The 26,406-nt window shown below is 61.1% G+C and carries 23 protein-coding genes, 1 tRNA gene and 2 pseudogenes; 16 read left to right on the top strand and 10 right to left on the bottom strand.

Going from position 1 to position 26,406, the window contains the following annotated elements; translation table 11 throughout:
- The first annotated feature begins 95 nt into the window (after window positions 1–95).
- The 4 genes and pseudogenes from AB8B31_RS02515 to AB8B31_RS02530 all read left to right on the top strand — a co-directional run.
- Entirely contained in the window at window positions 96–1,868 is a 1,773-nt protein-coding gene (locus AB8B31_RS02515) for a capsular polysaccharide export protein, LipB/KpsS family (protein WP_439007344.1), read from the top strand.
- Window positions 1,865–2,965, top strand: a complete 1,101-nt coding sequence (locus AB8B31_RS02520) for a glycosyltransferase family 4 protein (protein WP_131702196.1) — start codon at window positions 1,865–1,867, stop codon at window positions 2,963–2,965. Before AB8B31_RS02515 ends, AB8B31_RS02520 begins: the two co-directional genes overlap by 4 nt.
- Complete coding sequence (locus tag AB8B31_RS02525) at window positions 2,962–3,705, top strand: glycosyltransferase (RefSeq protein ID WP_131702195.1); 744 nt, start codon at window positions 2,962–2,964, stop codon at window positions 3,703–3,705. Before AB8B31_RS02520 ends, AB8B31_RS02525 begins: the two co-directional genes overlap by 4 nt.
- Before the next feature lie 25 nt (window positions 3,706–3,730).
- Window positions 3,731–3,823, top strand: a pseudogene (locus AB8B31_RS02530) (dTDP-4-dehydrorhamnose 3,5-epimerase); the annotation flags it as partial.
- A 110-nt stretch (window positions 3,824–3,933) separates the two neighbouring features.
- On the opposite strand, the gene AB8B31_RS02535 reads toward AB8B31_RS02530, so the two are convergent.
- Window positions 3,934–4,007: transfer RNA gene (locus AB8B31_RS02535), tRNA-Gln, on the bottom strand.
- A 242-nt stretch (window positions 4,008–4,249) separates the two neighbouring features.
- On the opposite strand from AB8B31_RS02535, the gene AB8B31_RS02540 reads away from it, so the two are divergent.
- From AB8B31_RS02540 to AB8B31_RS02550, 3 genes are all read left to right on the top strand, one after another.
- The gene (locus tag AB8B31_RS02540) at window positions 4,250–5,818 is read left to right on the top strand and encodes a Ppx/GppA phosphatase family protein (RefSeq protein WP_131702193.1); all 1,569 of its coding nucleotides are present in this window, start codon (window positions 4,250–4,252) and stop codon (window positions 5,816–5,818) included.
- Between the two features lie 9 nt (window positions 5,819–5,827).
- Window positions 5,828–6,547: an RlmE family RNA methyltransferase gene (locus tag AB8B31_RS02545; RefSeq protein WP_128403054.1), complete on the top strand. Its 720-nt coding sequence runs from the start codon at window positions 5,828–5,830 to the stop codon at window positions 6,545–6,547.
- 158 nt (window positions 6,548–6,705) lie between these two features.
- Window positions 6,706–7,089 carry a VOC family protein gene (locus AB8B31_RS02550; protein ID WP_130658438.1) on the top strand — a complete coding sequence of 128 codons (384 nt, stop codon included), beginning with the start codon at window positions 6,706–6,708 and terminating at the stop codon, window positions 7,087–7,089.
- Window positions 7,090–7,200: 111 nt separating this feature from the next.
- Here AB8B31_RS02550 and AB8B31_RS02555 read toward each other — a convergent pair whose 3' ends face one another.
- Window positions 7,201–8,625 (bottom strand): DHA2 family efflux MFS transporter permease subunit, encoded by a 1,425-nt coding sequence (locus tag AB8B31_RS02555; RefSeq protein ID WP_128403056.1) that lies wholly within the window; start codon window positions 8,623–8,625, stop codon window positions 7,201–7,203.
- 242 nt (window positions 8,626–8,867) lie between these two features.
- Between AB8B31_RS02555 and AB8B31_RS02560 the strand changes: the two genes are divergently transcribed.
- The 5 genes from AB8B31_RS02560 to AB8B31_RS02580 all read left to right on the top strand — a co-directional run bounded on the left by AB8B31_RS02560 (window position 8,868) and on the right by AB8B31_RS02580 (window position 13,626).
- Complete coding sequence (locus tag AB8B31_RS02560; protein WP_131702192.1) at window positions 8,868–9,860, top strand: MBL fold metallo-hydrolase; 993 nt, start codon at window positions 8,868–8,870, stop codon at window positions 9,858–9,860.
- A gap of 279 nt (window positions 9,861–10,139) precedes the next feature.
- The gene (guaB, locus tag AB8B31_RS02565; protein WP_130765971.1) at window positions 10,140–11,624 is read left to right on the top strand and encodes an IMP dehydrogenase; all 1,485 of its coding nucleotides are present in this window, start codon (window positions 10,140–10,142) and stop codon (window positions 11,622–11,624) included.
- Between the two features lie 2 nt (window positions 11,625–11,626).
- Window positions 11,627–12,181, top strand: coding sequence for a hypothetical protein (locus AB8B31_RS02570; RefSeq protein WP_131702191.1), 555 nt, complete (start codon window positions 11,627–11,629; stop codon window positions 12,179–12,181).
- Window positions 12,182–12,343: 162 nt separating this feature from the next.
- Window positions 12,344–12,760 carry an MAPEG family protein gene (locus AB8B31_RS02575; protein WP_128403059.1) on the top strand — a complete coding sequence of 139 codons (417 nt, stop codon included), beginning with the start codon at window positions 12,344–12,346 and terminating at the stop codon, window positions 12,758–12,760.
- A gap of 224 nt (window positions 12,761–12,984) precedes the next feature.
- Entirely contained in the window at window positions 12,985–13,626 is a 642-nt protein-coding gene (locus AB8B31_RS02580; RefSeq protein ID WP_075224352.1) for a TetR/AcrR family transcriptional regulator, read from the top strand.
- Window positions 13,627–13,632: 6 nt separating this feature from the next.
- On the opposite strand, the gene AB8B31_RS02585 is transcribed toward AB8B31_RS02580, so the two are convergent.
- Complete coding sequence (locus AB8B31_RS02585) at window positions 13,633–14,589, bottom strand: LysR substrate-binding domain-containing protein (RefSeq protein ID WP_032989108.1); 957 nt, start codon at window positions 14,587–14,589, stop codon at window positions 13,633–13,635.
- Between the two features lie 215 nt (window positions 14,590–14,804).
- Between AB8B31_RS02585 and AB8B31_RS02590 the strand changes: the two genes are divergently transcribed.
- Window positions 14,805–15,104 carry a DUF1127 domain-containing protein gene (locus AB8B31_RS02590; protein ID WP_128403061.1) on the top strand — a complete coding sequence of 100 codons (300 nt, stop codon included), beginning with the start codon at window positions 14,805–14,807 and terminating at the stop codon, window positions 15,102–15,104.
- A gap of 219 nt (window positions 15,105–15,323) precedes the next feature.
- Here AB8B31_RS02590 and AB8B31_RS02595 read toward each other — a convergent pair whose 3' ends face one another.
- The 5 genes from AB8B31_RS02595 to AB8B31_RS02615 form a co-directional block, all read right to left on the bottom strand.
- Window positions 15,324–16,190 (bottom strand): DUF937 domain-containing protein, encoded by an 867-nt coding sequence (locus AB8B31_RS02595; protein ID WP_128403062.1) that lies wholly within the window; start codon window positions 16,188–16,190, stop codon window positions 15,324–15,326.
- A 313-nt stretch (window positions 16,191–16,503) separates the two neighbouring features.
- Complete coding sequence (locus tag AB8B31_RS02600; RefSeq protein ID WP_130765974.1) at window positions 16,504–17,877, bottom strand: glutamate--cysteine ligase; 1,374 nt, start codon at window positions 17,875–17,877, stop codon at window positions 16,504–16,506.
- 147 nt (window positions 17,878–18,024) lie between these two features.
- Window positions 18,025–18,762 carry a 16S rRNA (uracil(1498)-N(3))-methyltransferase gene (locus AB8B31_RS02605; RefSeq protein ID WP_130808764.1) on the bottom strand — a complete coding sequence of 246 codons (738 nt, stop codon included), beginning with the start codon at window positions 18,760–18,762 and terminating at the stop codon, window positions 18,025–18,027.
- Window positions 18,763–18,882: 120 nt separating this feature from the next.
- Entirely contained in the window at window positions 18,883–20,382 is a 1,500-nt protein-coding gene (locus tag AB8B31_RS02610) for an inorganic phosphate transporter (RefSeq protein WP_131702190.1), read from the bottom strand.
- Between the two features lie 62 nt (window positions 20,383–20,444).
- Window positions 20,445–20,993 (bottom strand): NUDIX hydrolase, encoded by a 549-nt coding sequence (locus AB8B31_RS02615; RefSeq protein ID WP_128403066.1) that lies wholly within the window; start codon window positions 20,991–20,993, stop codon window positions 20,445–20,447.
- Window positions 20,994–21,227: 234 nt separating this feature from the next.
- Between AB8B31_RS02615 and AB8B31_RS02620 the strand changes: the two genes are divergently transcribed.
- Entirely contained in the window at window positions 21,228–22,139 is a 912-nt protein-coding gene (locus AB8B31_RS02620; RefSeq protein WP_130765977.1) for a LysR substrate-binding domain-containing protein, read from the top strand.
- A gap of 155 nt (window positions 22,140–22,294) precedes the next feature.
- Window positions 22,295–23,452 (top strand): adenosylhomocysteinase, encoded by a 1,158-nt coding sequence (locus tag AB8B31_RS02625; RefSeq protein ID WP_026188631.1) that lies wholly within the window; start codon window positions 22,295–22,297, stop codon window positions 23,450–23,452.
- Between the two features lie 19 nt (window positions 23,453–23,471).
- Here AB8B31_RS02625 and AB8B31_RS02630 read toward each other — a convergent pair whose 3' ends face one another.
- Window positions 23,472–24,467, bottom strand: a complete 996-nt coding sequence (locus AB8B31_RS02630; protein ID WP_018244948.1) for a zinc-dependent alcohol dehydrogenase family protein — start codon at window positions 24,465–24,467, stop codon at window positions 23,472–23,474.
- A gap of 138 nt (window positions 24,468–24,605) precedes the next feature.
- Here AB8B31_RS02630 and AB8B31_RS02635 point away from each other — a divergent pair.
- Window positions 24,606–25,455: pseudogene (locus AB8B31_RS02635) on the top strand (LysR family transcriptional regulator).
- A 13-nt stretch (window positions 25,456–25,468) separates the two neighbouring features.
- Here AB8B31_RS02635 and AB8B31_RS02640 read toward each other — a convergent pair.
- Window positions 25,469–26,365: a LysR family transcriptional regulator gene (locus tag AB8B31_RS02640; RefSeq protein ID WP_047621919.1), complete on the bottom strand. Its 897-nt coding sequence runs from the start codon at window positions 26,363–26,365 to the stop codon at window positions 25,469–25,471.
- Window positions 26,366–26,406 lie beyond the last annotated feature (41 nt).

Raw genomic sequence — 26,406 nt, forward strand, 5'->3', positions numbered from 1 at the left:
GGCTTGTTGAAACGATCATTTTTGGCAACGAAAGCTAATCCGTTCAGTTGATCGGTGGCTCGGATGCCGGTCTAGTGAACGAATGAAGACGACAAGTGAAAATTGATACCTTCTCTGCCGCAGCTGCCAGACTGCTCAAGCCGGATTTGCGCGGCATTCGGAACCGATTGTTGCGCGACAGCTGGTATCGCCGCTTTCATCTCGCATATGCAAGATGGCGTGCCCGCCATGGTGGACTGCCCGACTGGACGGCATGGCAACCACAAGCGGGACTCGAGCCGGTACGCCCACCTTTGATCGGAGGCGCCAAGCGCGTTTTGGTTGCAACAGGCACTGCCGGACATCTGCCGTCGATGACGATGGAAAGCCTGCTTGGAATGGCATTGGCGGCTCGAGGCGTCGGTGTTGACTTCCTGCTCTGCGATGCGGCCCTGCCTGCCTGCATGATGTGCGAGATCAGTTGGTATTCTGACGTCGACAGGCTGGTCAAGCATGGCCCAAAAGACCGCTGTGTGACCTGCTACCGACCATCGGCTGAAATGCTCTACCGTGCTGGCCTCAACGCGATCGGGCTCAATTCGAAACTGACTGACGCCGATCGCTCTAAGGCAAAGGCGATTTCAATGCAGACGCCGCAAAGCGAGATCGCGGCGTATGAAGAGGACGGTATTCCTATCGGGGAGCACGCCGTGGCGGGCGCTCTTCGTTTTTTTTCAAGAGGCGACCTCGAGAAGGTGTCTGGAGCTGAACCGATCCTGAGGCGCTACCTGGAGGCGGCGCTTCTCACCTATTACAGCACACGCCGCCTGCTTGGCGAAGGTCAGTACGATGCCGTGGTGTTAAATCACGGGATATACGTTCCTCAGGGCATCATATCGGAAACAGCCCGACACCTCGGCGTGCGCGTGGTGACATGGCATCCGGCCTACAGACGAGGATGCTTTATCTTCAATCACCACGAAACCTATCATCATGGCTTGATGAACGAACCGGTCTCGTCCTGGGAAAACATGTGCTGGAACGTTATGCAGCAGGAGCAGATCACGCAGTATCTCCGCAGCAGATGGGTTGGTCAGCAAGACTGGGTGAAGTTTCACGATCAGCCGGAGTTCGATACCCACTCGATTCAGCAGGAAATCGGCATTGATTTTCGGCGTCCGACCATCGGGTTGCTCACCAACGTGATTTGGGACGCGCAGCTGCATTATAAGGCAAACGCCTTTCCGAACATGGTTGACTGGTTGATCAAGACCATTGCCTACTTCGAAAAGCGGCCCGACCTGCAGTTGCTGATACGGGTTCATCCGGCCGAACTTACGGGGACGCTTCCATCCCGGCAGCCTGCCGTTGACGAAATTCGGCGACAGTTTCCTAACCTTCCGGCAAATGTCTTCATCATTCCGCCCGAAAGCAAAGCAAGTACGTACGTCGCCATGTCTCACTGCAACGCCGTCCTGATCTATGGCACGAAAATGGGCGTTGAGCTTTCGGCGATGGGAATACCGGTCATTGTCGCCGGTGAGGCCTGGATCCGTGGCAAAGGCGTTACGATGGATGCAACTTCGGAAGAAAATTATCTGCGCTTGCTCGATGCTCTGCCGCTGCGGGAAAAGCTGGATGACGCCACGGTCGAACGGGCGCAGAAATATGCTTATCACTTCTTCTTTCGGCGCATGGTCCCGCTGGATTGTATTAAGGAGCGAAAGGGCTGGCCGCCATTCGCCGTGCATATAGATAGTCTGGACGACCTTGCACCCGGCAAGTCGCCCGGGCTCGACATCGTTTGCAACGGCATCATCGCGGGGACACCCTTCATCTACCCCGCAGAGGACCTCATGGGAGCGCCCTCAGACCGGAGAGCGACGTGAGAATTAGTATTGACGCAACCGGATTGGGCGGCCCCAAGACGGGTACATCAGTCTATCTTATAGAGATTTTGTCGCGCTGGAGCCGCAATACGTCCATCAACCACGAGTTCACGATCTTCGCGAGCGAGAAGGCCGTTTCCCTCTGCTCGGAAGCCGGATTGGACCATCGGTTTCGTTTCGTCCGCGCGCCCAACAACCGCCATATCAGAGTGATCTGGCAGCAGTTAATGATGCCGTGGCATATGCGCCGACTTGGAATCGATGTGCATTGGGGGACGGCCTTCGTATTACCGGTGGTTTCGCAAAGGCCAATGGCCGTCACAATACATGACCTAACCTTCCAACTGTTTCCCGAGGTGCACGAGCGCTTAAAGCGCTTTTACTTTCCGGCAATTATGCAACGCTCAGTGGCAAAGGCGCAGGCTGTATTTGCGGTATCGCGGACCACAGAAACGGACCTAAAACGGATGATTCCAGAGAGTAGAGGAAAGACAACCGTTACGCTGCTGGCTGCACGCAAGCTGGGCTCGGATTCGCAGGCTCCCCGCGACCAACGTCACTCAGGCGACTACCTGCTCTTCGTCGGAACTTTAGAGCCACGAAAGAATCTTCCACGATTGCTGGCCGCCTGGCAGATGCTCGATAATGCCACGCGGGGCAACACGCGGCTTGTTATCGTCGGCGCCACGGGATGGATGGTAAGCGACTTGCTACAAAGCCTCAAGACGAACAATACCATAGATTTTCTCGGGCACGTCAGCGATTCCTCTCTGGCAGAACTGATGCAAGGCGCTAGGGCCCTTCTCTATCCATCACTCTACGAGGGGTTTGGTTTGCCGGTGGTTGAAGCGATGGCGCGCGGAATACCGCTGTTGACCAGCAATACCGGCGCTACCGCGGAGATCGCCGAAGGCGCGGCGATCCTTGTCGACCCGACGAATGTGGATGCCATCCGTGACGGACTTGTGAGGCTGCTGACGGAACCGGAGCTGCTTGGCGCTCTGGCCGTCCAAGGCCGCGAGCGGGCAAAATCATTCTCCTGGGAACGCACAGCCCAACTAACATTGGAAACCCTGGAAGCGTTGAAGCGAGCATGAGCGATATATGCGTGTCCATTGTGAGCCACGGACAGGGGAAGATTGCGAACCCGCTGCTGGACGATCTAGACCATCGCTGTTCCGGGCTCAATGTTGTCCTCACCGAAAACATTCCGGAAGAATTGCCTATTCGAGATAGGCGGTATCCGCTCCTGCAGATCGAGAATCCTTCTCCCAAGGGCTTCGCAGCAAACCACAACCAGGCATTCAGGCACTGCGACAGTGGTTTGTTCTGCGTCGCGAATCCTGACATCCGGCTTCAGGCGGATCCGTTTGGCCACCTCAAGGCGGCGATGAGTGATCCCAGGGTCGGCCTTGTGGCCCCTCTGATAGTCAATCCCGAGGGAGCCATCGAAGACAGCGCTCGATACTTTCCTACCCCCTTTGGTCTTCTCAGGAAGGCGTTGGGCAAGAGTGACGGAAGGTTTCCGATTGATCCGAACCTGCCCTCAGCGGTTGATTGGACTGCTGGCATGTTCATGCTTTTTCGGTCCGAAGCCTTCGCGGACGTCGGCGGGTTTGATGAAGGCTTCTTCCTCTACTACGAGGATGTGGACATCTGTGCGAGGCTATGGAAGGCAGGCTGGAAGGTCATTCTGCAGCCAACGGTCTCTGTGGTTCACGACGCTCGCCGCGCAAGCCACACCGACCCGAAATACATGCGATGGCATGTCTCAAGTATGATGCGATACTTCACAAAACATCTCGGTCGCACGCCGAACATAAGGAGGATGAGCTGACGCTCGATACCATGGAGAGTTGCTAGCGGGAACAATACGCGAATTTCATTTCCAGACCGCTCCCTTTGCGCAAGGTAAGCTCATCCGCTGCTGCGGGGCTCTCTTCGACGTCGGGCTTCCCTAGAACTTCCGGAATTGCAGCTTGCATTGCAAGCACCCGCAACATCAAACGGGCAAGCTTGCCGCCCTATGTCTGGTTGTCGCATTGATTTACATGAGAAAATTTTTTGGCTGGGGAACCTGGATTCGAACCAAGATTAACGGAGTCAGAGTCCGTCGTTCTACCATTGAACTATTCCCCAGCAGTTGCCGCCGAAGCATGGCTTGGCTGCTGTGCGGCGCTTATAACCAAAAGCGGGCGGATTGCAAATAGCCGTTTTGAAAAAATTCGTGCAGTGCGGAAGACGTGAAACGATCCTCAAATCCCCTGTCCAAAAAAGAATTTGGCGATTTCGGCGGGCGCTGATATTCTTGCCGCAACGCAAAAATCGAATGAGCGCCTGCTGCATATCTCAAGACTTGCGCGGCGCGGTGGAAAAACAACGTGGAAGACCCCGAAGGCGGCGCAAAGCCGCAATTTGACGGGGCGTCGGCGGCAGGGCGCAAGGACGGCAAGAAGTCCAGGCGCCGCAAGGGCAAACGTGGCGGGCAATCCCGCAACGCGGCTCATCCCGCTTCGCATGAGCCTTCCGGCGGTGCCGGACAGCCAGCGCGCCCGATGGAAGATGCAGCCGGCAATCCGGCCCGCAAGCGCAAGCGTCGCCGTCGTGGCGGCCATGGTGCTGTGCAGGATGGTTCACTTCAACCTCATGTGATGGAACAGGCCGGAGCGGCAGATCATGCCACCCGGTCCGATGGCGATTCGGCGCCGAGCCGTCGCAACCGCCGCAAGCATCGCGGCAAGCGCGGTCTTCAGGGCCGGCCGCTGACATCGGCAAAACCATCTGCTGCCTCGCAGCAGGAACGCCGCGCGGAAGAGACGGCGCTCGGTGCCGAACTGCGTGAAACGCTGAATGGCGCGAGCGCCAACCGCAGGGGCCGCCAGGAAAGCCATGCCCATCCCGGTCACCAGGGGGGGGATCGCCAGGGCGGCGAGCATGCTTGGCCGGAGGAGCTCTATGCCGCTCTCGATCTCGGCACCAACAATTGCCGTCTCCTCATTGCCCAGCCGACCCGTCCGGGACAATTTCGCGTCGTCGATGCTTTTTCCCGCATCGTGCGCCTCGGCGAAGGCCTTGCGGCCAGCGGCCGTCTGTCCGACGAGGCGATGGAGCGGGCAATCGAGGCCTTGAGGATCTGCGCCTCCAAGCTCAGGAATCGGGAGATCCGCCGCATGCGGCTGATCGCCACCGAAGCCTGCCGCCAGGCCGTCAATGGCGAGGAATTCCTCAGCCGGGTCGTTGCCGAAACCGGCCTCGCGCTCGAAATCATCGATCGCGAAACCGAAGCGCGGCTTGCCGTCTCCGGCTGCTCCTCGCTGGTCGGTCGCGAGACGCGCTCCGTCGTGCTGTTCGATATCGGCGGCGGTTCGTCGGAGATTGCCGTCATCCGTATCGGCGACAATCGCTTCAGCCGCCTCGCCAATCACATCACCCACTGGACCTCGCTGCCGGTCGGCGTCGTGACGCTGTCGGAGCGCCATGGCGGGCACGACGTCACGCCGGAGGCTTTCGAAGGCATGGTGCGCGAAGTCGAAGGCATGCTCGGACGCTTCGATTGCCCGGAGATCGAGGTCGCCCAGACCGGCGACTTCCATCTGATCGGCACATCGGGCACGGTGACGACGCTTGCTGGCGTCCATCTCGACCTGCCGCGTTATGACCGGCGCAAGGTCGATGGCATCTGGCTGTCTGATGACGAGGTCTCCGCCATGCAGGCAAAGCTTCTCTCCTGGGATTTCGCCAGCCGCGCCGCCAATCCCTGCATCGGGCCTGATCGGGCCGATCTGGTGCTCGCCGGCTGCGCCATTCTCGAGGCGATCCGCCGCCGCTGGCCAAGCCCGCGCATGCGCGTTGCCGATCGCGGCTTGAGGGAAGGCTTGCTGACAGACATGATGGCCGATGACGGCGTGTGGCGGCGCCACCGCAACCGACGCGGCCAGCGCGCGAGATAGGAAGAAGGCATGACCAAGGCACCGATCGCGGGAAACCGCACCGGCCGCAAGCTCGGCCAGCGCGTCAAAAACAAGAAGATGAAGGCCTCCTCCCGCCAATGGCTGGAGCGCCACCTCAACGATCCCTATGTGCAGCGCGCCCAGCTCGAAGGTTATCGCGCCCGTGCCGCCTTCAAGCTGCTGGAGATCGACGAGAAACATCATATCTTGCGCGGCGCCAGGCGCATCATCGATCTCGGCGCTGCTCCCGGCAGCTGGTCGCAGATTGCAGCCAAGGTCACCGGCTCGACGGATGATGATATTCGTGTGGCCGCGATCGATTTCCTCGAAATGACCCAACTGCCGGGGGTCAAGATCCTGCAGCTCGATTTCCTCGATCCGACCGCGCCGGAAAAGCTGCTGGAGGCCGTCGGCGGCACGCCCGATCTTGTCATCTCAGACATGGCGGCGCCGACCACCGGCCACCACCGCACCGACCATCTGCGCACCATGCATCTCTGCGAAGTCGCGGCGCATTTCGCCGTCGAGGTGCTCCAGGAGGGCGGGCACTTCCTCACCAAGACCTTCCAGGGCGGCACCGAGCGTGAGCTGCTCGCCATGCTGAAGCAGAACTTCCGCCAGGTCGTCCATGTCAAGCCGAACTCGTCGCGCGCCGAATCGGTCGAGATGTTCCTGCTGGCCAAGGGGTTCAAAGGGCGCAAGGCTGAGGGCGACGCTGAAGAAGCTTGATCTTCGGGCCGGTCCTGACGGATGATGGCGATCGACTGCATAGCTCCTTAAAACGGCATCGATTTAAGGATGAGATATGCAGCAATGGAAAGCGTTGCCGCGTCCTTTGCGCATCTGAAAGGGCGCGCGCCGCTGTCAGGATTTGAACCGCTGATCCCATGCTTCTTTACGTCACGCTCGGAACCAACGACCTCTATCGCGCAGGGCATTTTTATGATGCCGTGCTGCCCGTGCTCGGCTATCGCCGCCAGCGCTCTTCCGAAGAGGAAATCGGCTATGCCGCCGAGGGCGATACGCGCTGCCGCTTCTGGGTGGTGACGCCCTTCAATCGCCGCCGGGCGACCGCAGGCAATGGCGCCATGATCGCGCTTGCAGCCGAAACACGGGCGGATGTCGACGCCTTCCATGCGGCGGCGATCGCGGCAGGCGCCGTGGATGAAGGCAAGCCCGGCCTGCGCTCCTACCATGCCCATTTCTACGCTGCCTATGTGCGTGATCTCGACGGCCACAAGCTCTCTGCGGTCTGCGAAAACCCGGGGTAACGGCTGCCTAAAGCGCGTCGCAATCTTTCAGATTCGCTCCTCGCGCCTTAAGTCTTTGTTTCCACGCATGTCGTTACCGCAAAACCGCTGCACACTTTTGCGCGACATGCTTTATTTCACCGCGTGCTGTTCGGCTTCAACAGTTGCTGCCGTCATCGTCTTCAAGCGGTGGCCGGAAACGAGCGCACCGGCATTGCGGTCCATCCGGATAAAGGGAATGGTCGCAATCACCGTCAGTCCGGCAATGATATAGAAGGCAAGGTGGAAATCGGCCACCTGTAGCGCTTCGCCGCTGATATAGATCGAGCTCTCCAGGATCGCGGCGGCGACCGCAACACCGAGCGCCAGGCTGACCTGCTGCATCACCGAGCTCATCGATGTCGCCTGGCTGGCTTCGGCATCATCGATGTCGGCGAAGGCAAGCGCATTCACCCCGGTGAACATGAAGGAGCGGGAGAAACCGCCGAGCAGCAGCACGCCGATGATGACGAGGTGCGGCGTCGACGGCGTGAACAGGCCGGTGATGACAGTCACCAGGGTGGTTACCATCGCGGCGCCGAGAAGCGTGGTGCGGAAGCCGGCGGCGGCGAAGACCCGCTTCGCCATAAATTTGGTGGTGATCGCGCCGATCGCCCCGGCAAAGGTGATGAGGCCGGATTGGAACGGCGTCAGCCCGAAGCCGAGCTGCAGCATCAATGGCGTCAGGAAGGGCATGGCGCCGACGCAAATGCGAAACAGCGTGCCGCCCAAGGTCGAGGCCCGGAACGTCGGGTTCTTGAACAGGTTGAGGTTGAGGATCGGCGCCGGGTGCCGCTTGGCATGGCGCACGTAGAGGAAGCCGCAGGTGAGGCCGATCAAGGTGGCGGTGACGCCGATGATCGGGGGCAGGGCCGGCAGACTGACCACCGACAGGCCGAAGACGACGCCCGCAGCCGAAAGCGAGGTCAGCACGAAACCGGTGAAATCGAGCCGCGGCGGCGCCGTCGCTTCCACCTCTGGCAGGAAGATCGTCGCAAGCCAGATACCGATAATGCCGACCGGCACGTTGATCAGGAAGATCCAGTGCCAGCTGAAATAGGTGGTGATGAAGCCGCCGAGCGGCGGTCCGGTGAGCGGGCCGACAAGTGCCGGGATGGTGAGCAGCGCCATGGCCGAGACCAGATCGCTGCGCTTCGTGGTGCGCACCAGCACAAGGCGGCCGACCGGCGTCATCATCGCGCCGCCCATGCCCTGCAGGAAGCGGGCAAACACGAATTCGACGAGGTTGGACGAGATGGCGCAGAAGATCGAGCCGATGACGAAGACGGAGATGGCAAGCCGGAAGATCTTCTTGGCGCCGAACCTGTCGGCCATCCAGCCGCTCACCGGGATGAACACCGCAAGCGCCACCATGTAGGAGGTCAGCGCCAGCTTCAGCGTGATCGGCCCGACATGCAAATCCGCCGCGATCGCCGGCAGCGCCGTCGCAATGACGGTTGAATCCATCTGTTCCATGAAGAGGGCGACGGCAAGGATCAGCGGGACGATGCGATTCATAGGCGGGAGCCTTGATGGGGCAGCGGATGGAGCTGGGAAGGCCAGTGCTGTTTAGTCCCAGTTCCCAGCCATGCCAATCCCCAAATCCGGGTCGACGACACGTTTGCTTCACGTCTGCGTGAGACGCCTTGCGCATCAACGTCGCCTGGCAAGATTGACATATGTTTACTTGGCCGGGGCAAAAAACCCGGCGGAACTGACATCGTGCGGCGACGCACCGCACGTCGTAGGAGGATGGACATATGGCAAACTCGTCGGGAATAAAGCGGCGCACCCTTTTTGCCGCAGGCCTTGGCTTGCTGGCGGCACCGGTCATTTTAAGAGAGAAAGCCGAAGCGGCCGCAACTGGAGAAAGCAACCATATGGATGGAACGCCTTTGCCCGAGATCAATCAATTCAAGCTCGGTTCCTATAAGTTCACCGTCGTTCGCGATGGCACCAGCATTGTCGAAAAGCCCTATGAAACCTTCGGCACCAATCAGGACCCCGAAACCGTCAAGGCGTTGCTGACCGCAAACTTCCTGCCGGCCGACAAGTTCATGAATGGCTATACGCCGGCTCTCATCGATACCGGTTCGGATGTCATCCTCGTCGATACCGGGTTCGGCGCCAGCGGCCGCGCACGTGGCGCCGGCCAACTGACCGAAGGCCTGAAGGCGGCGGGATATTCGGCCGAGGACGTCACGCTTGTGGCGCTGACCCATCTGCACGGCGATCATATCGGCGGTCTGATGGAAGACGGCGCGGCGGCCTTCAAGAATGCCCGCTATGTCGTCGGCCAGGCCGAATATGATTTCTGGTCGGACAAGGCGCGTGAGGGCACGCCGGCCGAGGGCGGCCACAAGGCGGTGCTCGCCAATGTGGTGCCGCTCGCCGAAAAGATCACCTTCGTCAAGGAAGGTGATAGCGTCGCGCCCGGCATAACGGCGATGCTGGCGGCCGGCCACTCGCCGGGGCATATGGTGTTCCACGTCGAATCCGAGGGCAAACGCCTTGTGCTGACCGGCGATACGGCCAACCATTATATCCTGTCGCTGCTGCGGCCGGATTGGGAGGTGCGTTTCGACATGGACAAGACGCAGGCTGCGGCCACGCGCCGCAAGGTTTTCGAGATGATTGCGAGCGAGAAGATCGCCTTCCTTGGCTATCACATGCCGTTCCCGGCGGTCGGCTTCGTCGAAAGGCAGGATGGCGGCTATCGCTTCGTGCCGAAGACCTATCAGTTCGACATCTGATCTGGAGTGGTTCAGCCTTTCACGGAAGCGCTGGACCGCTCTAATTTCTTGTTTTTATGCAATTCCGAACGGAAAAGCGCTTGGCGCTTTTCCCGCAATGCTCTTGGCGCATGGCACCCATGACGAGCCTGGCGGACATGCCGGGCTTTTTGCTATTTCCTTCCTGTCATAGACGTGTTACCAGCCCTCGCCAACTTCCAAGCAACCCATGCAGACCGCCGGGGCGGACGATTCGTTTCCGGACAGGGTCGCATTTTTATTAAACGAAGGAATTTGGCCATGGCACGCATCATTGAAACGGCAACCGGCGCAGACGCGCTTACCTTCGACGACGTGCTGCTGCAGCCGGGACATTCCGAGGTCATGCCCGGCCAGACGAATATCTCCACCCGCATCGCCCGGGATTTCGAACTCAACATCCCGATCATCTCATCAGCCATGGATACCGTTACCGAGAGCCGCCTGGCGATCGCCATGGCCCAGGCCGGCGGCCTCGGCGTCATTCATCGCAACCTGACGCCGATCGAGCAGGCCGAGCAGGTCCGGCAAGTGAAGAAGTTTGAAAGCGGTATGGTCGTCAATCCGGTGACGATCGGCCCCGATGCGACGCTTGCCGATGCGCTCGGGCTCATGAAGTCCTACAGCATTTCCGGCATCCCTGTCGTGGAGAAGTCCGGCCGCCTCGTCGGGATCCTGACCAACCGCGACGTCCGCTTCGCTTCCGATCAGGAACAGAAGATCCATGAGCTGATGACCAAGGACAATCTGGTCACCGTCAAGGAAAACGTCGATCAGCAGGAGGCCAAGCGCCTGCTGCATTCACATCGCATCGAGAAGCTGCTGGTGGTCGATACCGAAGGCCGTTGCGTCGGCCTCATCACCGTCAAGGATATCGAGAAGTCGCAGTTGAACCCGAACGCTTCCAAGGATGCGCAGGGCAGGCTTCGCGCTGCCGCCGCCATCAGCGTCGGCGATGACGGCTTCGAGCGTGCCGAGCGGCTGATCGAGGCCGGCGTCGATCTTCTGGTCGTCGATACCGCCCATGGCCACTCGCAGCGCGTCCTCGATGCCGTCAGCCGGGTCAAGAAACTTTCCAACTCGGTGCGCATCATGGCTGGCAACGTCGCCACTTATGACGGCACCAGGGCGCTGATCGATGCCGGTGCAGATGCCGTCAAGGTCGGTATCGGTCCGGGTTCGATCTGCACGACGCGCATCGTCGCCGGCGTCGGCGTTCCGCAGCTCGCCGCCATCATGTCGGCGGTGCAGGCCGCGAATGATCAGGACGTGCCCGTCATCGCCGATGGCGGCATCAAATTCTCCGGCGATCTTGCCAAGGCGATCGCCGCCGGCGCTTCCGCGGTCATGATCGGCTCGCTGCTTGCCGGCACCGATGAGAGCCCGGGCGAGGTCTATCTCTACCAGGGTCGCTCCTTCAAGGCCTATCGCGGCATGGGCTCCGTCGGCGCCATGGCCCGCGGCTCGGCCGACCGTTACTTCCAGGCCGAGGTGCGAGACACGCTGAAGCTCGTGCCTGAGGGCATCGAAGGCCAGGTTCCGTACAAGGGGCCGGTCTCGGGCGTCATCCACCAGCTCGCCGGCGGTCTCAAGGCGGCCATGGGTTATGTCGGCGGCAAGGATCTCAAGGATTTCCAGGAGCGGGCCACATTCGTGCGCATCTCCGGTGCCGGTCTTCGCGAAAGCCACGCCCATGACGTGACGATCACCCGCGAGAGCCCGAATTATCCGGGCGCCGGCCTCTGACCATGAAGGCGGGCAGCGGGGTTCCTCTCTGGATCGTCGCGCTGCTCGCAGCCCTCTGTCTTGCCGTGCTCGCCTGGACGACCTTCGGCTTCGTCGTTCCGTTCAAGCACGAAACCGGCCAGGCGGTGCTCGATACCTATTTCGCCGGTTACGACGAGTCGGCGGTCTTCCACATGCAGAAGCTGCTCGATGAGCACGAGACGGCGACCAGATTGCTGCGCGCCATGTATTTCGGGCCGGAGCTGATCTTTCCGGCATTGCTGACGGCGCTGCTGTTCCTCGCCTTCCTCAAGCTCGGTCCCGGCGGCGCATGGTTCGGCCGATCGGCGCATCCGCTCGTTGGCAAGGCAGTCTACCTGCTGCCGTTCATCTACGGCATCGCCGATTACGGCGAGAACATCTCGAGCCTGATCGCCTTCGGCGATGGTGCGCCCTCAGGTCTTGCAACACAGCTGCTGCCGTGGATGACGCGGCTGAAATTCGCAAGCCTCGCCATCTGCTTCATCCTCATCGCCCGGCTTGCCATCGCCCGCTGGCTCTCGCCGCGCCAGGACTGAGGCGCCGCATTCCATCCAGCTCCATGTCGAAAAGCCGAGACACCTGCGCCGACGTGCCTTAGCGACGCAGGTGCCGATGGGGCGTTGCCCTATGCTGGTATCCAGCTCCCCTTTCGGCTAATGCTCGCGTCGAAAGCGGAAGCGGAAAGGAAACGGCCACACATGACCGGCTATCAAATCTTCTGGCCACTCCTCGCCCATGTGGCCCTGGTCTATGGTCTTTATGCGCTGCTCGGCATGCGGCGCGCAAAAATGGTCCGCGCCGGCAGCATCGCGAAATCGGATTATCGCGAAAATCGTGACGAGCCGGCCGAAAGCCTTGTCGTCAAGAACTGCCTTGCCAACCAGTTCGAACTGCCCGTGCTCTTCTACGCCTGCTGCATTCTTCTCTATGTCACCGAGGCCGACAATCTCGTCGCCCTCGGCCTCGCCTGGGCCTTCGTGGCCCTGCGCTATGCCCACGCCGCCATCCATGTCACCAACAACGACCTGCGTTATCGCAGCCCGATCTTCGCCGCCGGTTACGTCGTGCTTGCCGCCATGTGGGTCTGGCTCGGCGCATGGATGGTGATGAGCTGAGGTAGCGGGTGGGTTTGCCTATCAACGATCATGCGGACGAGACCGCATGGATCTGGTTGTGAGGCGATAAAACCGCAGCCTGAAATCGCGATTACACACGCTTTTACCGGCCGTTAAAATGCGAACGTTTCCATTTACGGCGGATGAAGACCTGCATGTCATATCGGCCCGACGCGGTGGTTTGGCACATGCCTTCCGCCGCGAACAAAAAGAATGGGAACGACATGGGCGCGGAAAGCATGGATCGGATAGGCCTGCGAAGGAAGCCGAAGCAGGAGCGCAGCATCCAGAGGCTGGACCTCATTCTCGCCGCCGCCGCCAAGATCATCGCCGAAAAGGGCGTCAGCGCCATGCGGATGACGGAGCTCGCCGCTGCCGCCAAGGTGCCGATCGGTTCGGTTTACCAGTATTTCCCGGAGAAGGCGGCGATCGTCAAAGCCCTGTTCGACCAGCACGCCTCGGCGATCCAGGCGAAGATGGCGGCGATGTTCACCAACGTACAGTCACTCGACCAGGCGCTCGACGTCGTCTGCGCCACCATCGACTGGTATTACGATTCCTACCACAACGATCCCGTTTATCTCGGCGTTTGGATGGGAACGGAGACCGATCAGGATCTGTTGCAGCTGAATATCGAGCATAGCGGTCGCGTCGCCGGCATCTTCCATGACGCCGTGCGCCGGCTGGCTCCCGACCTTTGCGATGAAGAAATGTATGCGCGCACTTACCTATTCAGCCACCTGATCGGCGCCGTCATCCGGCTTGCCGCCGTGAGCGAGGAGGCCTTAGCGCGGCGTATGCTCGATGAGTGGAAGCGCGTCATCCGCGCCTCCCTTTTCACCACGACCGTGTCGCGCGCCGCCTGAGAGCTCTTACCAGCTTGGGACCATATTGGCCGCCTTCAGCCGCGGATAAAGGCGCGCCTGGGCGGATTTGACGTCTGCCTCGAGGCTGTCGTCGGCGACAGTGGGCGTGATGTTGTCGAGGCAGGCGGTGATATGCGCCGTGATCGCGTTCATCAGCGAGAGCGAAACGCCCGGTCGCTTCATGATGCCGATCTGCACCGGCGGCAGCGCCGGGAAGCCATCCGCTTGGCTCAACACCTTCATGCCCGTCCGCAGCGCCGATTCCGGCATCACCGAAACCGCCATGCCGGCAAGCACGGCGGCGGCAACGACGGTGCAGGACCAGCTGGTGAACAGGATCTGGTGCTCGCGTCCCACAGCATCGAGCGCCGAGCAGGCGAGCTGGCGCCACTGGCAGTCGCGCCGGCCGACGGCAAGCGGCACCGGCGCGTCGTCGCGGATCGGATGGTTGGCCGAGCCCACCCAGCAGAGCGGCTCGGTTCTCACCACATCGGACATGCGCTCGCGCGGATTGTGGGTGACGAGCGCGATGTCGAGCTCGCCCTTATGCATGCGTTCGGCAAGATCCACCGAGGGCTCGCAGACGATATAAAGCTCGACATTCGGATGCGTCTTGGCGAAGCGGCCGATGATTTCGGGCATGTAGCGGTCGGCATAATCGTCCGGCGTGCCGATGCGCAGCGTCCCCTCCAGCCTGTTGTCGTCGAAAGCCGCGATCGCCTCGTTGTTGAGGCGGATGATGCGCCGGGCATAGTTGAGCAGCTTTTCGCCCTCGACCGTCAGCCGGTTGCCGCGCCCGTCCTTGATGAACAGCTGCTTGCCGATGCGTTCCTCGAGACGGCGCATCTGCATGGAGACGGCCGATTGGGTCTTGTAGACCCTGTCGGCGGCCTTGGTGAAGCTGCCGGAATCGACGATGGCGATGAAAGTCTGCAATTGGTCGAGATCAAGAGGCGCGGACATGTTGTCACCCATAAAGATAGCTGATGATAATCATTAGAAACATTCGTTGGACTGATCAATAGGTCTTTGGCATCTTCGGGATGCAAATCAAGCAAAGTGAAGGACAGACACCCTGCCTGTCCGAGCCCAATTCAGCCTTGCTCCTTCCCGTGCGACCTCGCGGGAGGGGTGGGTTGTTGTGCGCCTAAAAGAAAATCGAAAGAAAGGAGAGTCCCATGCGGATGACAGACAGAACAATTGAACTCGACTGCGGCAAGCTCACCCCGACGTTTTCCCAGCGTCTGGTAGCAGGCCTCGCACCGTTGACCTCCCTCTTTCGCGGGTTCCGCAATCGCATCGAGATCAACGGTCTACATGATCTGAACGACACTCAGCTGAGGGATATCGGCCTTAGCAGGGCCGACCTGACCTCTGCGTTCCTGGCGTCGACCTTCTTCGAGGACCCGTCGGAACATCTGACGCGCTCAGCGCGCAATCGCTGGCGCCTGTCGCTCTTCCGCTCCCACGAAGAGTAGGAGCGTCGAGTTTCCCCGCAGGGTGATAGCCAATAGCCCTGCCGCTTGACCCGGTGATCGGCTTTCCCAAGCCATCTCCGGGTTTTTTTTATGCCGCAGCGCATCGGTCCGAAAATCGGAATCGATTGTCGGAAAGCACGATGCGAGGATTGAAAGAGTTAGAGCGTCCGTTGTGCGTCCGAAAGGACGCACGGCGCTCTAATGCGCCGCTTTTCGGGGTTATTCGCTGGTCTCAGAGGACGGCTTCGGCCGATAGGTTTCGAAGATCGCTTCCAGGTTCCTCTGGTAGTTCTTCTGCACTTCCAGTCCGCTGTCGAACATGGCGTTCAGCATTTCGGTGTAGCTGTCGGCATTGACCTTCGCCTCTTCCTTCGGCGCCTCCGGCGTCTTGGTCGCAGTCTTGGCCGCCGGTTGCTGGCCAAGCCCGCCCATCATCTCCTGGAAGGCTTTGGCGAAGGGATTGTCGAGGAAGGGGTTCGGCTGAGATGTCGCTTCCGGCTTCGGCACCGAAAACATCAGCTGCATCGCCTGCGTGAAGGGATTGTCGAAGATGCTGGGTTCCGGAGTTGTCTTCGGCTTCGGCGCAAAGCCGGTGCTTTCCAGCCACTTCTGGATGGTCTCGTTCATCGCGGTGTTGACGAAGGGGTTGACCGGCGAGGCCATCTGGCCGGTCGTCTGTTTGAAGAGCCCGCCCATCAGCGTATCGGCCAGCACCGGCAGCATCCGTTTGTAGATATCTTGGCCGATGCCGGTCATCTGTGCGGCCTGGGCGGCGACCGCACGCGAAACCTCCTTCGAGCCGAAGAGTTGGGCAAGGATGTTGTTGCCGTCGGAAATACCCTCCGGCGTGAACGCCCGGTTCATATCCTCGAAATATCGCGCGTAATTGCCGGAGGAGACCGCCTGCATCAGCCCGACGAAATCATAGGGATTGCTGGTGCTGCGCTTCAGCCCGGCGGAAAAGGCCGGCATCAGCGCCGCCATTGCCTTCGTCGCCTGTTCCTGCGCGAGGTTGAATTGCCGGGCGATCGCCTCCATCGCCGCGCCATTCTGCGCCTGCATCATCATGTCGAAGAGTGGCAGCATGGAAGTCCCTTTCCCCGGGTCGTGACGCGTTGTAACGCCACTATAACCGGAAATGGCAATGAGCAAACTGCTTTTTGCCATAAGAACTTAGGGAGGAATTTAGCGAGAGCATGCGGCCGAGGCTTCAGCGGCGGGCGGTGGAGCACTGGAGCGCCGTGCGTGCTTTCTGACGCACAAAGGACGCTCCAACTCTTTCAATCCTCGGATAGCACGATGGCTAGGTCGCCGGCCTTCACTTCCGCTGCCCGGAAACAGGCGAAAATAGGGGCTGTCAGAGCGATTCCGGGAAGAGGGGAATCGCTTTGGGTCGGACTCAGTACTGATAGTCCTCAAAGACGGGCTCCACGGAGCCGTGCCAGCGGCCGTGATAGAGCGAAAGCAGATCCTCGGCGAGCGTCGCCTTCTTGGCGAGCACCTCGTCGAGCGGCGCCAGGAAGATCGTCTCGTCCTGGCCTTCCCGGTTGAGCTTGCCGCGCGCCTTGAGGCCGGCCCTTGATATGCCGACCACCTCGCGCGCCATGTCAAAGAGCGGATGTCCGCGAAATTGCGCCTTCAAACCTTCCGCGGGAACGGCATTGCGCAGGGCGCTGATCTCGGCAAAGGTCCAATCCTTCGTCAACTCGTCGGCAGCATCGAGTGCCGCATCATCGTAGAGCAGGCCGACCCAGAAGGCCGGCAGCGCACAGATGCGGCGCCACGGGCCACCGTCGGCGCCGCGCATTTCGAGGAAACGCTTCAGCCGCACGTCGGGGAAAAGTGTCGAAAGATGGTTCGTCCAGTCACCCATCGTCGGCGCCGGATCGGCGACCTCGCCCTTCAATGCGCCGTTCATGAACTGGCGGAAGGTGACATGGGTACAGTCGTGATAGCGGCCGTCGCGGACGATGAAATACATCGGCGCGTCGAGCGCCCATTCGGCATAGTCGCGGAAGCCGAAATCGTCGCGGAAGGTGAAGTCGAGCAGGCCGGCGCGCCGGTTGTCGACGTCGCGCCAGATATCGCCGCGCCAGGAGAGCAGCCCGTTCGGCTTGCCCTCGGTGAAAGGCGAGGATGCAAACAGAGCGGTCGCCAGCGACTGCAGCTTCATCGAGACACGCATTTTCTTGCGCATGTCGGCTTCCGAGGAGAAGTCGAGATTCACCTGAATCGTGCAGGTACGGTACATCATGTCGAGACCCTGGGTGCCGACCTTCGGCATATAGCGGGTCATGATCTCGTAGCGTGATTTCGGCATCTGCGGGGTTTCCGCATAGGTCCATTTCGGACTGCCGCCGATGCCGAGGAAGCGGATGCCCATCGGCTCGGCGATTTCGCGTAGCGTCGCCAGATGCTGGTTCGATTCCTTGCAGGTCTCGTGGATCGTCTCCAGCGGTGCGCCGGAGAGTTCGAACTGACCGCCAGGCTCGATCGAGATCGCGCCCATGCCGTGCTGCTCGGCAAGCCCGATGATGTTGCCGCCGTCGGTGATCGGCTCCCAGCCGCTCTTTTTCTGCAGGCCCGTCAAAAGGGCCGAAATGCTGGCATCGCCGAAATAGGGCACCGGGCTGTTGTCGGCGCGGAAGAAAGCGAATTTCTCGTGCTCGGTGCCGATCCGAAAGCGCTCCCGCGGCTTGTTGCCGGCGGCGATATAGTCGGTCAAATCCTGGACCGAAGAGATCGGTGTCTGGTCGGTGGTGTCGCGGGCCATGCGGGATACCTGTATTCAAAAAGGCGCCCAGGGGGCCGGGCAGTTGGAAGGGTGATTAGGACCCAAGCCACCCATGTTGCAAGTGAAATTCTTTCAACGAGGCATCAAAAAAATAACAGCGATTTCCATGTCAACCCATTTTCGACCTTAGTTCCAGTCGCCGATCGCGGCCTGGACCACCGCCAGCGCCGCAACGGCTGCCGTATCGGCCCGCAGGATGCGCGGTCCGAGCGGAATGGCGGTGACAAAATCGAGGCTTCGAAGCCGCGCCCGTTCTTCTTCCGAAAAGCCGCCTTCCGGCCCAACGAGCAGAGCGAGATGTCTTTCCTTGATCGCTGACAGCACCGGCAGCGGGTTCTGTCCGGCATCGCCCTCGTCGCAATAGATGATGCGGCGCTCGCTCGGCCAGCGGTCGAGCAGGTCGAGAAGCCTCACCGGCTCGGCCACATCGGGAATGCCGAGAATGCCGCATTGCTCTGCCGCTTCGACGACATTGGCGCGCATCTTGTCGAGATTGGTGATCTTGCCCTGCACGTGCTGGGTCATGACCGGCTGCAGCAGGCCGGCGCCCATTTCGACCGCTTTCTGAACGAGATAATCCATGCGGCCGACCTTGAGCGGCGCAAAGAGATAATGCAGGTCGCAAGGCTGCGGCTGCGGCCGCGTCTCTTCGATTGCCGTCAAGAGGATGCGTTTGCGCGTGGGAAAGGTGAGGGTCGCCTTCCACTCGCCGTCGCGGCCGTTGAAGAGCAGGATCTCCGCTCCTTCCTCCATCCTCAGCACATTGGCGAGATAGTTGAACTGGTCGGCATTCGCCTCGAGGGCGGCACCGCTGGAAAGCGGCGCGTCGACGAAAAGCCGTTGCATACGGAAATTGGCGCGCATTTAAAAACTCGAGGTCTTGAAGCATGTCTCGCAAAACTGCGCAGCGGTTTTGCGACGAAGACATGCTAGAAAATAAAGACCTAAAGCACGGCACGCGGATCTGAAAGATCGCGACGCGCTTTAGACGAAGAGCGCGAACATAACCCAATAAATCATCGCCGCAAGCACTGCCGAAACCGGCACGGTGACGATCCAGGCGGCGATGATCGTCATGAAATGCGAGCGGCGCACGAGATAGCGCCGCCGTGTCTCGTGGATATTCGGCTCCTCCGGCTCGTCGATATCAAAGCTCTCGGCCTTGCGCCTGATATAGGCGATGCGGCGCTTCGAATGGCGCGTGTACCATTCGCGGAAGAATCCGACGCCGAAGACGGAGCCGACGGCGATATGTGTGGTGCTGACCGGCAGGCCGAGCCAGGAGGCGACGATGACGGTGAAGGCGGTCGACAGCGCGACGCAATAGGCCCGCATCGGATTGAGCTTGGTAATCTCCTCGCCGACCAGGCGGATGAGGCGCGGCCCGAAGAGCAGCAGGCCGACGGAGATGCCGAGGGCGCCGATCAGCATCACCCAGAGCGGTGGATGTCCGACACCGCCGTCGCCGCCGATGCCGACCGAATTGACGATCGCCGACAGCGGCCCGACCGCGTTCGAAACGTCGTTTGCGCCATGTGCGAAGGACAGCAGCGCCGCAGAGCCGATCAGCGGCAACCGGAACAGCGTCCGCAGCGAGCTGTTGCGGTTTTCGAGATCTCGCGCTTGGGCAAGAACGAGCGGTCGGGCGGCGAGCCAGCTTACCAGCCCGATGCCGATCCCGATGAGGAGGACGGTCAGCGGCGGGAACCTGCCCGGGGGCGACAGCTGCAGCACCATATAAGCCATGAAGCCGCCGGCCATCACCGCGACCAGCACCGGCACCCAGCGCTCGGCGGCCGCGATCTTGTCGTCGCGATAGATGATCAGCGTCTTGACGAGATAAAGCAGCCCGGCGGCAATCAGCCCGCCGATCAGCGGCGAGGTGATCCAGCTCGACGTGATTTCCAGCATCACTCGCCAATTCACCGGCTCCGGCCCGACGGCTGAGATGCCGGCCCCGATCACCGCCCCGACGATCGCGTGGGTGGTGGAAACCGGCGCGTTCATCCAGGTTGCGAGGTTGATCCAGAGGGCCGCCGCCATCAGCGCCGCCATCATAATCCAGCCAAGCAGCGCCGGCGGCACCTGGACCGCGTCGACGATGTTTGAGGAAATCGTCCTGACGACCTCGCCACCGGCGATCGTGGCGCCAAGAACTTCGAAAATCGCCGCGATGACGAGTGCCTGGCCCATCGTCATGGCGCGCGCGCCGACGGCAGCACCAACATTGTTGGTCACGTCATTGGCGCCGATATTCATCGCCATGTAGCCGGCAAGGGCTGCCGCCGCCACGACGAGCATTGCTCCCGGCCGGTCGAACACATAGACACCGGCAAAAAGCATGGCGAGACCGACGAAAATCAGCCCGAGACCAGGCGCCACCAGCCGCCGCAAAACATGCTTCGCCACGTCCTCGGCATGGGTGATCTTGTCGAGGTCCTTGTCGAGCGTGCGTTTCGTGAGGACTGCGGGACGTGGCGGCATTCTTGTTCCTGAGAATGAATCTGCTTCTACGCTGCTTTTCTAGCAGTGCAAGATGGCAGGAATCATTCCGCCGGAATTTGCTTGGCCGCCGGAATTTGGTTGTCCGTTGAAACTTGCTTCGCCGCCTTGGCCGAAAGCCTGTCGGTCATCTTTTTCTTGAAAGCAAGGAAGAGGTGACGGAGCTCCGGTTCGCGCACCCGCCCGGCCGCTTCGTCGAATGAAACCCATTCGATGCGGCGCTCGCCTTTTTCCTTGAAGTTCTTCGCCATGTCGGTGACTTCGAGCGCATAGACCTGCACCTTGCAGATCACCTGCACCCCGTCGCGCAGCACCTTCGAATAGGTGTAGGCACCAAGCGTTTCCGTTTCGACTACGCCGCGGACGCCGGCTTCCTCGAAGGCCTCCTGCATCGCGACCTCATGGGCGCATTTGCGCGTCATCGGCCAGCCCTTGGGAATGACCCAGCGGCCGGTATCGCGGCTCGTCATCAACAGCACCTCGACCTCGCCGCTCTTCTTCTTAACCCGGTAGCAGAGCGCACCATATTGCTGTCGCGGCGGGCGCCGGAACATCAGTTGCACATCGGAAGCCAGTCGGGCGAAAAGAGTCAATGGTCGGGTCACCTTCGCAGTCGTCGTTAGGAATCACTCATATACGTATATCACGGAAAGCTTACGCAATTCAAAAAGGCGCAGCACGACTCGAAACGCGAATTGATCGCCGTTCATAGGGGAAATCGAGGTGGGACAGGTTCGGAAAATCCGTCACACCCTGTCTCGAATGCGTCACATTGCACAGCTGTACAATATGGCGTGATCTTGCCTTTCGTTCAATGGCGAGATCTAGTGATCCACTATGATCTTGTGAATGTCGTCCTCATGCGTCTTCCATCGCTCAATGCCATCCGCGCCTTCGAGGCCGTCTGCCGTCATGGCAGCATTCTGAAGGCTGCCGAAGAGCTGAATGTGGTGCGCGGCGCCGTACGCCAGCAGATCGCCACGCTGGAGAATCACTTCGGCCGCAAGCTCTTCACGCGTGACGGCCGCAGGCTGGTCCCGACCTTGCAGGCCCGGGCTTTTGCCGAAGCTTCGGGTGCGGCTTTCGACATCCTGCAGCGTGCTGCTTCCGAGCTCGAAGGGACTGCGGCGAACCGCATCCGTCTCGGCGTGCCCTCCGCCTTCGCAGTCTGGTGGCTGATGCCGCGTGTCGCCGCGATGCAGGCAAGTCTCGGCGACACGGCGGTCGACATCGTGCCGATGACCATCGTCGAACCGTTGCAAATGCACCCAGAATTGGACGCTGTGATCATGGGCGGCGAATATCGGCCGGCCGCGGGCATCTCCGCCCTGCGGTTCATGGCGGACGAGTTCGGCCCGGTCGCGACGCCTTCGCTTGCCGCGACACTGTCGCGCGACCCGGCGGCAATGGGTGCGCTGACGATGCTCGCCAGCCGCAGCGTTCCCAAGCTCTGGGACGAATGGTTTGCCGAAAGCGGCACGCCGCCAGTCGTCTTTTCCCGCGCCCAGGAATTCGAGGATCTGCTGCTGGCGCTGGCTGCTGCCCGCTCCGGGCTTGGCATGGCGCTTGCCCCGCGTGCCTCGATCGAGGACGATCTTAAGCGCGGGCATCTGGTCGCGCCCTATGGCTTCATCTCCCGGCCATCGGGCTACAGCTTCTGCTGCCGCACGCCGGATGCGAAACGGCCGGCCTTTGCCGCCTTGTCCGGTTGGTTGCTTCGTTGTGGGACACTGGCCTGAAGGAGCAGATTTTCTGCCCCTTCGCCAGAATTACTTCCATATCGGCCGCCTCGTCGCTCCGCTAAAGCAATTCCAGCAAAAGTGTGCAGCGGTTTTGCGTCCGGAATTGCGCAAACCCCAGAAACCGCACGAACACGGAATTGGGAAGAGAGATGATTGAAAAGAGCGCAACCCGCATCGACTGGATCGGCAACAGCTGCAGGCTGCTCAAGGCGACGGCCGCCGAATTCGAGCGGACGCGTCCTTTCGAGGGCCTGTCGATCGGCACCGGCATTCATCTGGAGCCGAAGACGGTGGCGCTGTTGACGACGCTTCGCGCCGGCGGCGCGCGTCTTGTCTGCACCGGCAATCTCAACAGCACCCAGCCTTCGACAGTCGAGTTCCTGCGCTCGCAGGGCATCACGGTTTTCGCGACGCAGACGACGGATCCGGCCGCTCACCATCAGAACCTCGAAGCGGTCATTGCCGAAAAGCCGGATCTGCTGCTCGACAATGGCGGTGATCTCTTCGCCATCGCGGCGGAAAAACTCTACGCCAATCTCCGCGGCGGCACCGAGGAGACCACCTCGGGCCGTACGCGCCTGCTGCCGCTGCGCGCGCGGCTGAACATGCCGATCCTCGTCATCAACGACAGCCCGATCAAACAATTCGCCGAAAACAGGCATGCCGTCGGCCAGAGCCTGTTCGAAAGCTATCTGCGCTTCACCAACCGCTCCACCAACGGCAAACGCGTGACGGTGTTCGGCTACGGTGCTTGCGGCAAGGGCACGGCCACCTGTTTCCGCAATGCCTTTTCAACCGTCAGTGTCGTCGATATCAATCCGGTGACGACGCTCGAAGCCCATCTCGATGGTTTCGTCACGCCGCTGCGCAATGCAGCGATCCGCTCGGCCGATATCATCGTCACCGTCACAGGTTTTGCCGGCATCGTGACGGCAGCCGACCTGCCGCTCGTCAAGGACGGCGCGATCCTGATGAATGGCGGCCATTTCCCGCATGAGATCGATGTCGAAGCCTTCCGTCGCCATCCCGATGTCACCGGCACCGACCGCTACGAGGCCGATCATATCGAGACCTTCCATCTGAGCGACGGCCGCTCCTTCCATGTGCTGGGCGGCGGTCACATGACCAATCTCGCCGGTCCTCGGCCGCTCGGCAATACGGTCGAGTCGATGGATCTCGGCTTCACCCTTCAGGCCCGCTGTCTGGAACGTATCGCCAGGGGCGAAGCCGGTCCCCAATCCTGCCTCGTGCCTGTGCCCGCCGATATTGATGCGTTGGTAGCAAACGCCTATCTCGATCTGGCGCGCTAATTCTGCCGACGGATTGAGATCAGTCGATCTCGACGACGAGCTTCCCGTCTGCCTGCCGGTCTTCGATCAGCCGATGTGCCTCATCTGTATCGGCAAGGGTGAAGCGGCGCGGGTCGAGCTTCGGCATCACCTTGCGGGCTTCGACGAGCTTCGTCATCTCCCGCATGATCTCACCATGATGGGCGCGTCCTTCGCCGGTCAGAAGCGGCAGCAGCGTGAAGACGCCGGAATAGGTGGCGGCCTTGAAGGACAGCGGCGCCAGCGCATGGCTTCCCCAGCCAAGGCAGCTCACAACGTGGCCAAACTGGCTGACGGCTCGGAATGCCGTATCGAGCCCCTGGCCGCCGACCGTATCGTAGACCAGATCGAAACCCTTGCCGCCGGTGTGTCTTGCGACATAGGTTTCAACCGTTTCCGCGTCACGATCGATCGGCGTTGCGCCAAGGCCGGTGAGATAATCCGTTTTCGAAGCGCCGTCGACCACATAGACCGCGGCTCCGGCAGCCTTGGCGATCTGTGCGACGATATGGCCGACACCGCCGCCGCCAATCACAAGAACCTTCTGGCCGGCCTTGACCCCGGCGCGGTCGACCAACCCTTCCCAGGCGGTAATTGAGATCAGCGGCAGGGCGGCTGCCTCGCGCATCGACAGGTTTTGCGGCTTCAGCGCCAGCAGACCGGCGTCGACAGCTGCAAATTCGGCAAGCGATCCCTGAATGCCGCCGACCCCGCCGGTCATGCCGTAGACCGAGTCGCTGCGGCGGAAACCGCTGACGCCAGTTCCGATCTCTTCGACGACACCGGCCATATCGATGCCGACAATGGCGGGAAGCGGATGGCGGGCATGGGCCGCGTTGCCGGCCCGGATCTTGAGATCGAGCGGATTGACGCCGCTTGCCTTAATGCGCACCAGAACCTGGCCTTCGCCGGGCACCGGCTTTGCAATATCGGCGATGCGCAATGGCGAATTCGGCATTTGCGCCAGGAGCGCTTTCATCGTTGATTCTACAGGCATGGAACTCTCCTTCGTTCGCGGTGCGGCGTCTGCAGGGGCACCGCAATTGGCGTGGAAGAAAGATGGTTCATTGAAACGCGAATGAAAATGAAAGATAACGACTGAAGCCCATGCATTTTTGTTTGACGGATGCGAGCGATGGAATGGAGCGACCTCAAGCTGTTTCTGGCCATCGCCCGGTTCGGCACGCTGGGGGCAGCAGCCCGCAGCCTCGGGCTGACGCAGCCGACTGGGCAGGCGGCTGCGTGTCCTTGAAGCCTCTCTCGGCCAGACGCTTTTTCAGCGCACGGCCGATGGCTTCGTGCTGACCGACGAAGGCACAGCGGTGTTCGCCGGCGCTGAACGCATCGAGGAGGAGGCGCTCGCCATGGAGCGCGTCCTTGCCGGCGGCAGCCGTCAGCTCGATGGATTTCTCAGGCTGTCCTCATCCGACTGGTTCGGCGCGCATGTGCTTTCGCCGGTGCTGGCGGAATTCTCGCAAGTCCATCCGAAGGTAGAGATCGAATTGCTGACCGACAGCCGGCTTCTCAACCTGTCGCGACGCGAAGCCGACCTCGTCTTCCGCATCCGACCCTTCACGGAAGCGGAGATCATATCGCGCAAGCTCATCCATATCGAATACGGCCTTTACATCAGACGCGGCGCGCAGCACCCCGAAGCCGGCGACGGCACGGGCGCCCGCCTCATCACCATGGACGAGGCTTTTGGCGACATGCCGGATGTCGGCTGGCTGCAACGCCTGTTGCCGCGGGCCGACATCGTCATGCGCAGCAACAGCCGCGACGTGCAGGCGGCGCTCTGTGCCAACGGAGCCGGGCTCGCCGTCCTGCCGCGGCCGCTCGGCGATTCGCATGCCGCCATCGAATTGGTCGATCTCGGTGAGCCGCCGCCGGGCCGCGACACCTGGGTCGGCTATCACCGCGACATGAAGCGCCTGGCGCGGCTGCGTGCCCTGCTAGATCTCGTCATCGAGAGATTGGCGCGCTGAACCGGCGCTGCCATCAGCGCTCCCAATAGGGGACGGGGCCGTAAAGCTCTGCCAGATAGTCGATGAACAGCCGCACCTTGGCCGGCAGGAACTGCCGGCTGGGATAGACGGCCGACAGCGCGACATTGTGCGAACCCTCATAGGCCGGCAGCACCTGCACCAGCCGGCCTGCCTTGAGCTCTTCGCCGATATCCCAGGTGGAGCGCAGCGCGATCCCGAGGCCGGCGATGACAGCCTCGCGGATCACCTCGCTGGAATTGGTGATCAGCATGCCTTCCGGCCTGAGACTCAGCGCCCCGTCCGGCCCGTTCAGCCGCCAGGTGTCGTTATTGTGGGCCGGCAGGCAGCGGTGGTGTTTTAGCTCGTCGATATGCTTCGGCTCGCCATGCGCTGCAAGGTAGTCCGGTGAAGCGCAGAGCAGCCGGCGTACCGGCGCCAGACGGCGGGCAACGAGGCTCGAATCGGTGAGTTCGGCGATGCGGATCGCCAGATCGAAGCCGCCGCCGACGATGTCGCTGAATTCGTCGGTCAGCACCAGGTTGATCGCAAGCTCCGGATGCGCCTCCATGAAATCTTTCAGATGCGGCGCGATATGCATGCGCCCGAAGGAGGTCGGGGCCGAGATCTTCAGCGTGCCGTGCATCTGCGCCGAGCGGCCTGAGATATAAAATTCTGCCTCCTCCAGCCCGGCGAGAATGCCGAGAACGCGGTCGTAGAAGCCCTGTCCGGCTTCCGTCAGCGAAATTTGCCGCGTCGTGCGCTGCAGAAGCCGGGTGCCCAGCCGATCCTCCAGCCGCTTGATTCGTTTGGAGACGACGGCTGGGGAAAAGCCGAGCGCGCGGCCGGCGAGCGACATGCTGCCTGTTGAAACGACCTTGGCAAAGATTTCGAGATCACCCAGATTGGTCATAAGGTTTTGTGACTTTTTCCCCTTTTGGCATAAGTGCTTAG

The sequence above is a fragment of the Rhizobium sp. 62_C5_N11_2 genome (assembly GCF_051811185.1).
Taxonomy (GTDB): Bacteria; Pseudomonadota; Alphaproteobacteria; order Rhizobiales; family Rhizobiaceae; genus Rhizobium; species Rhizobium leguminosarum.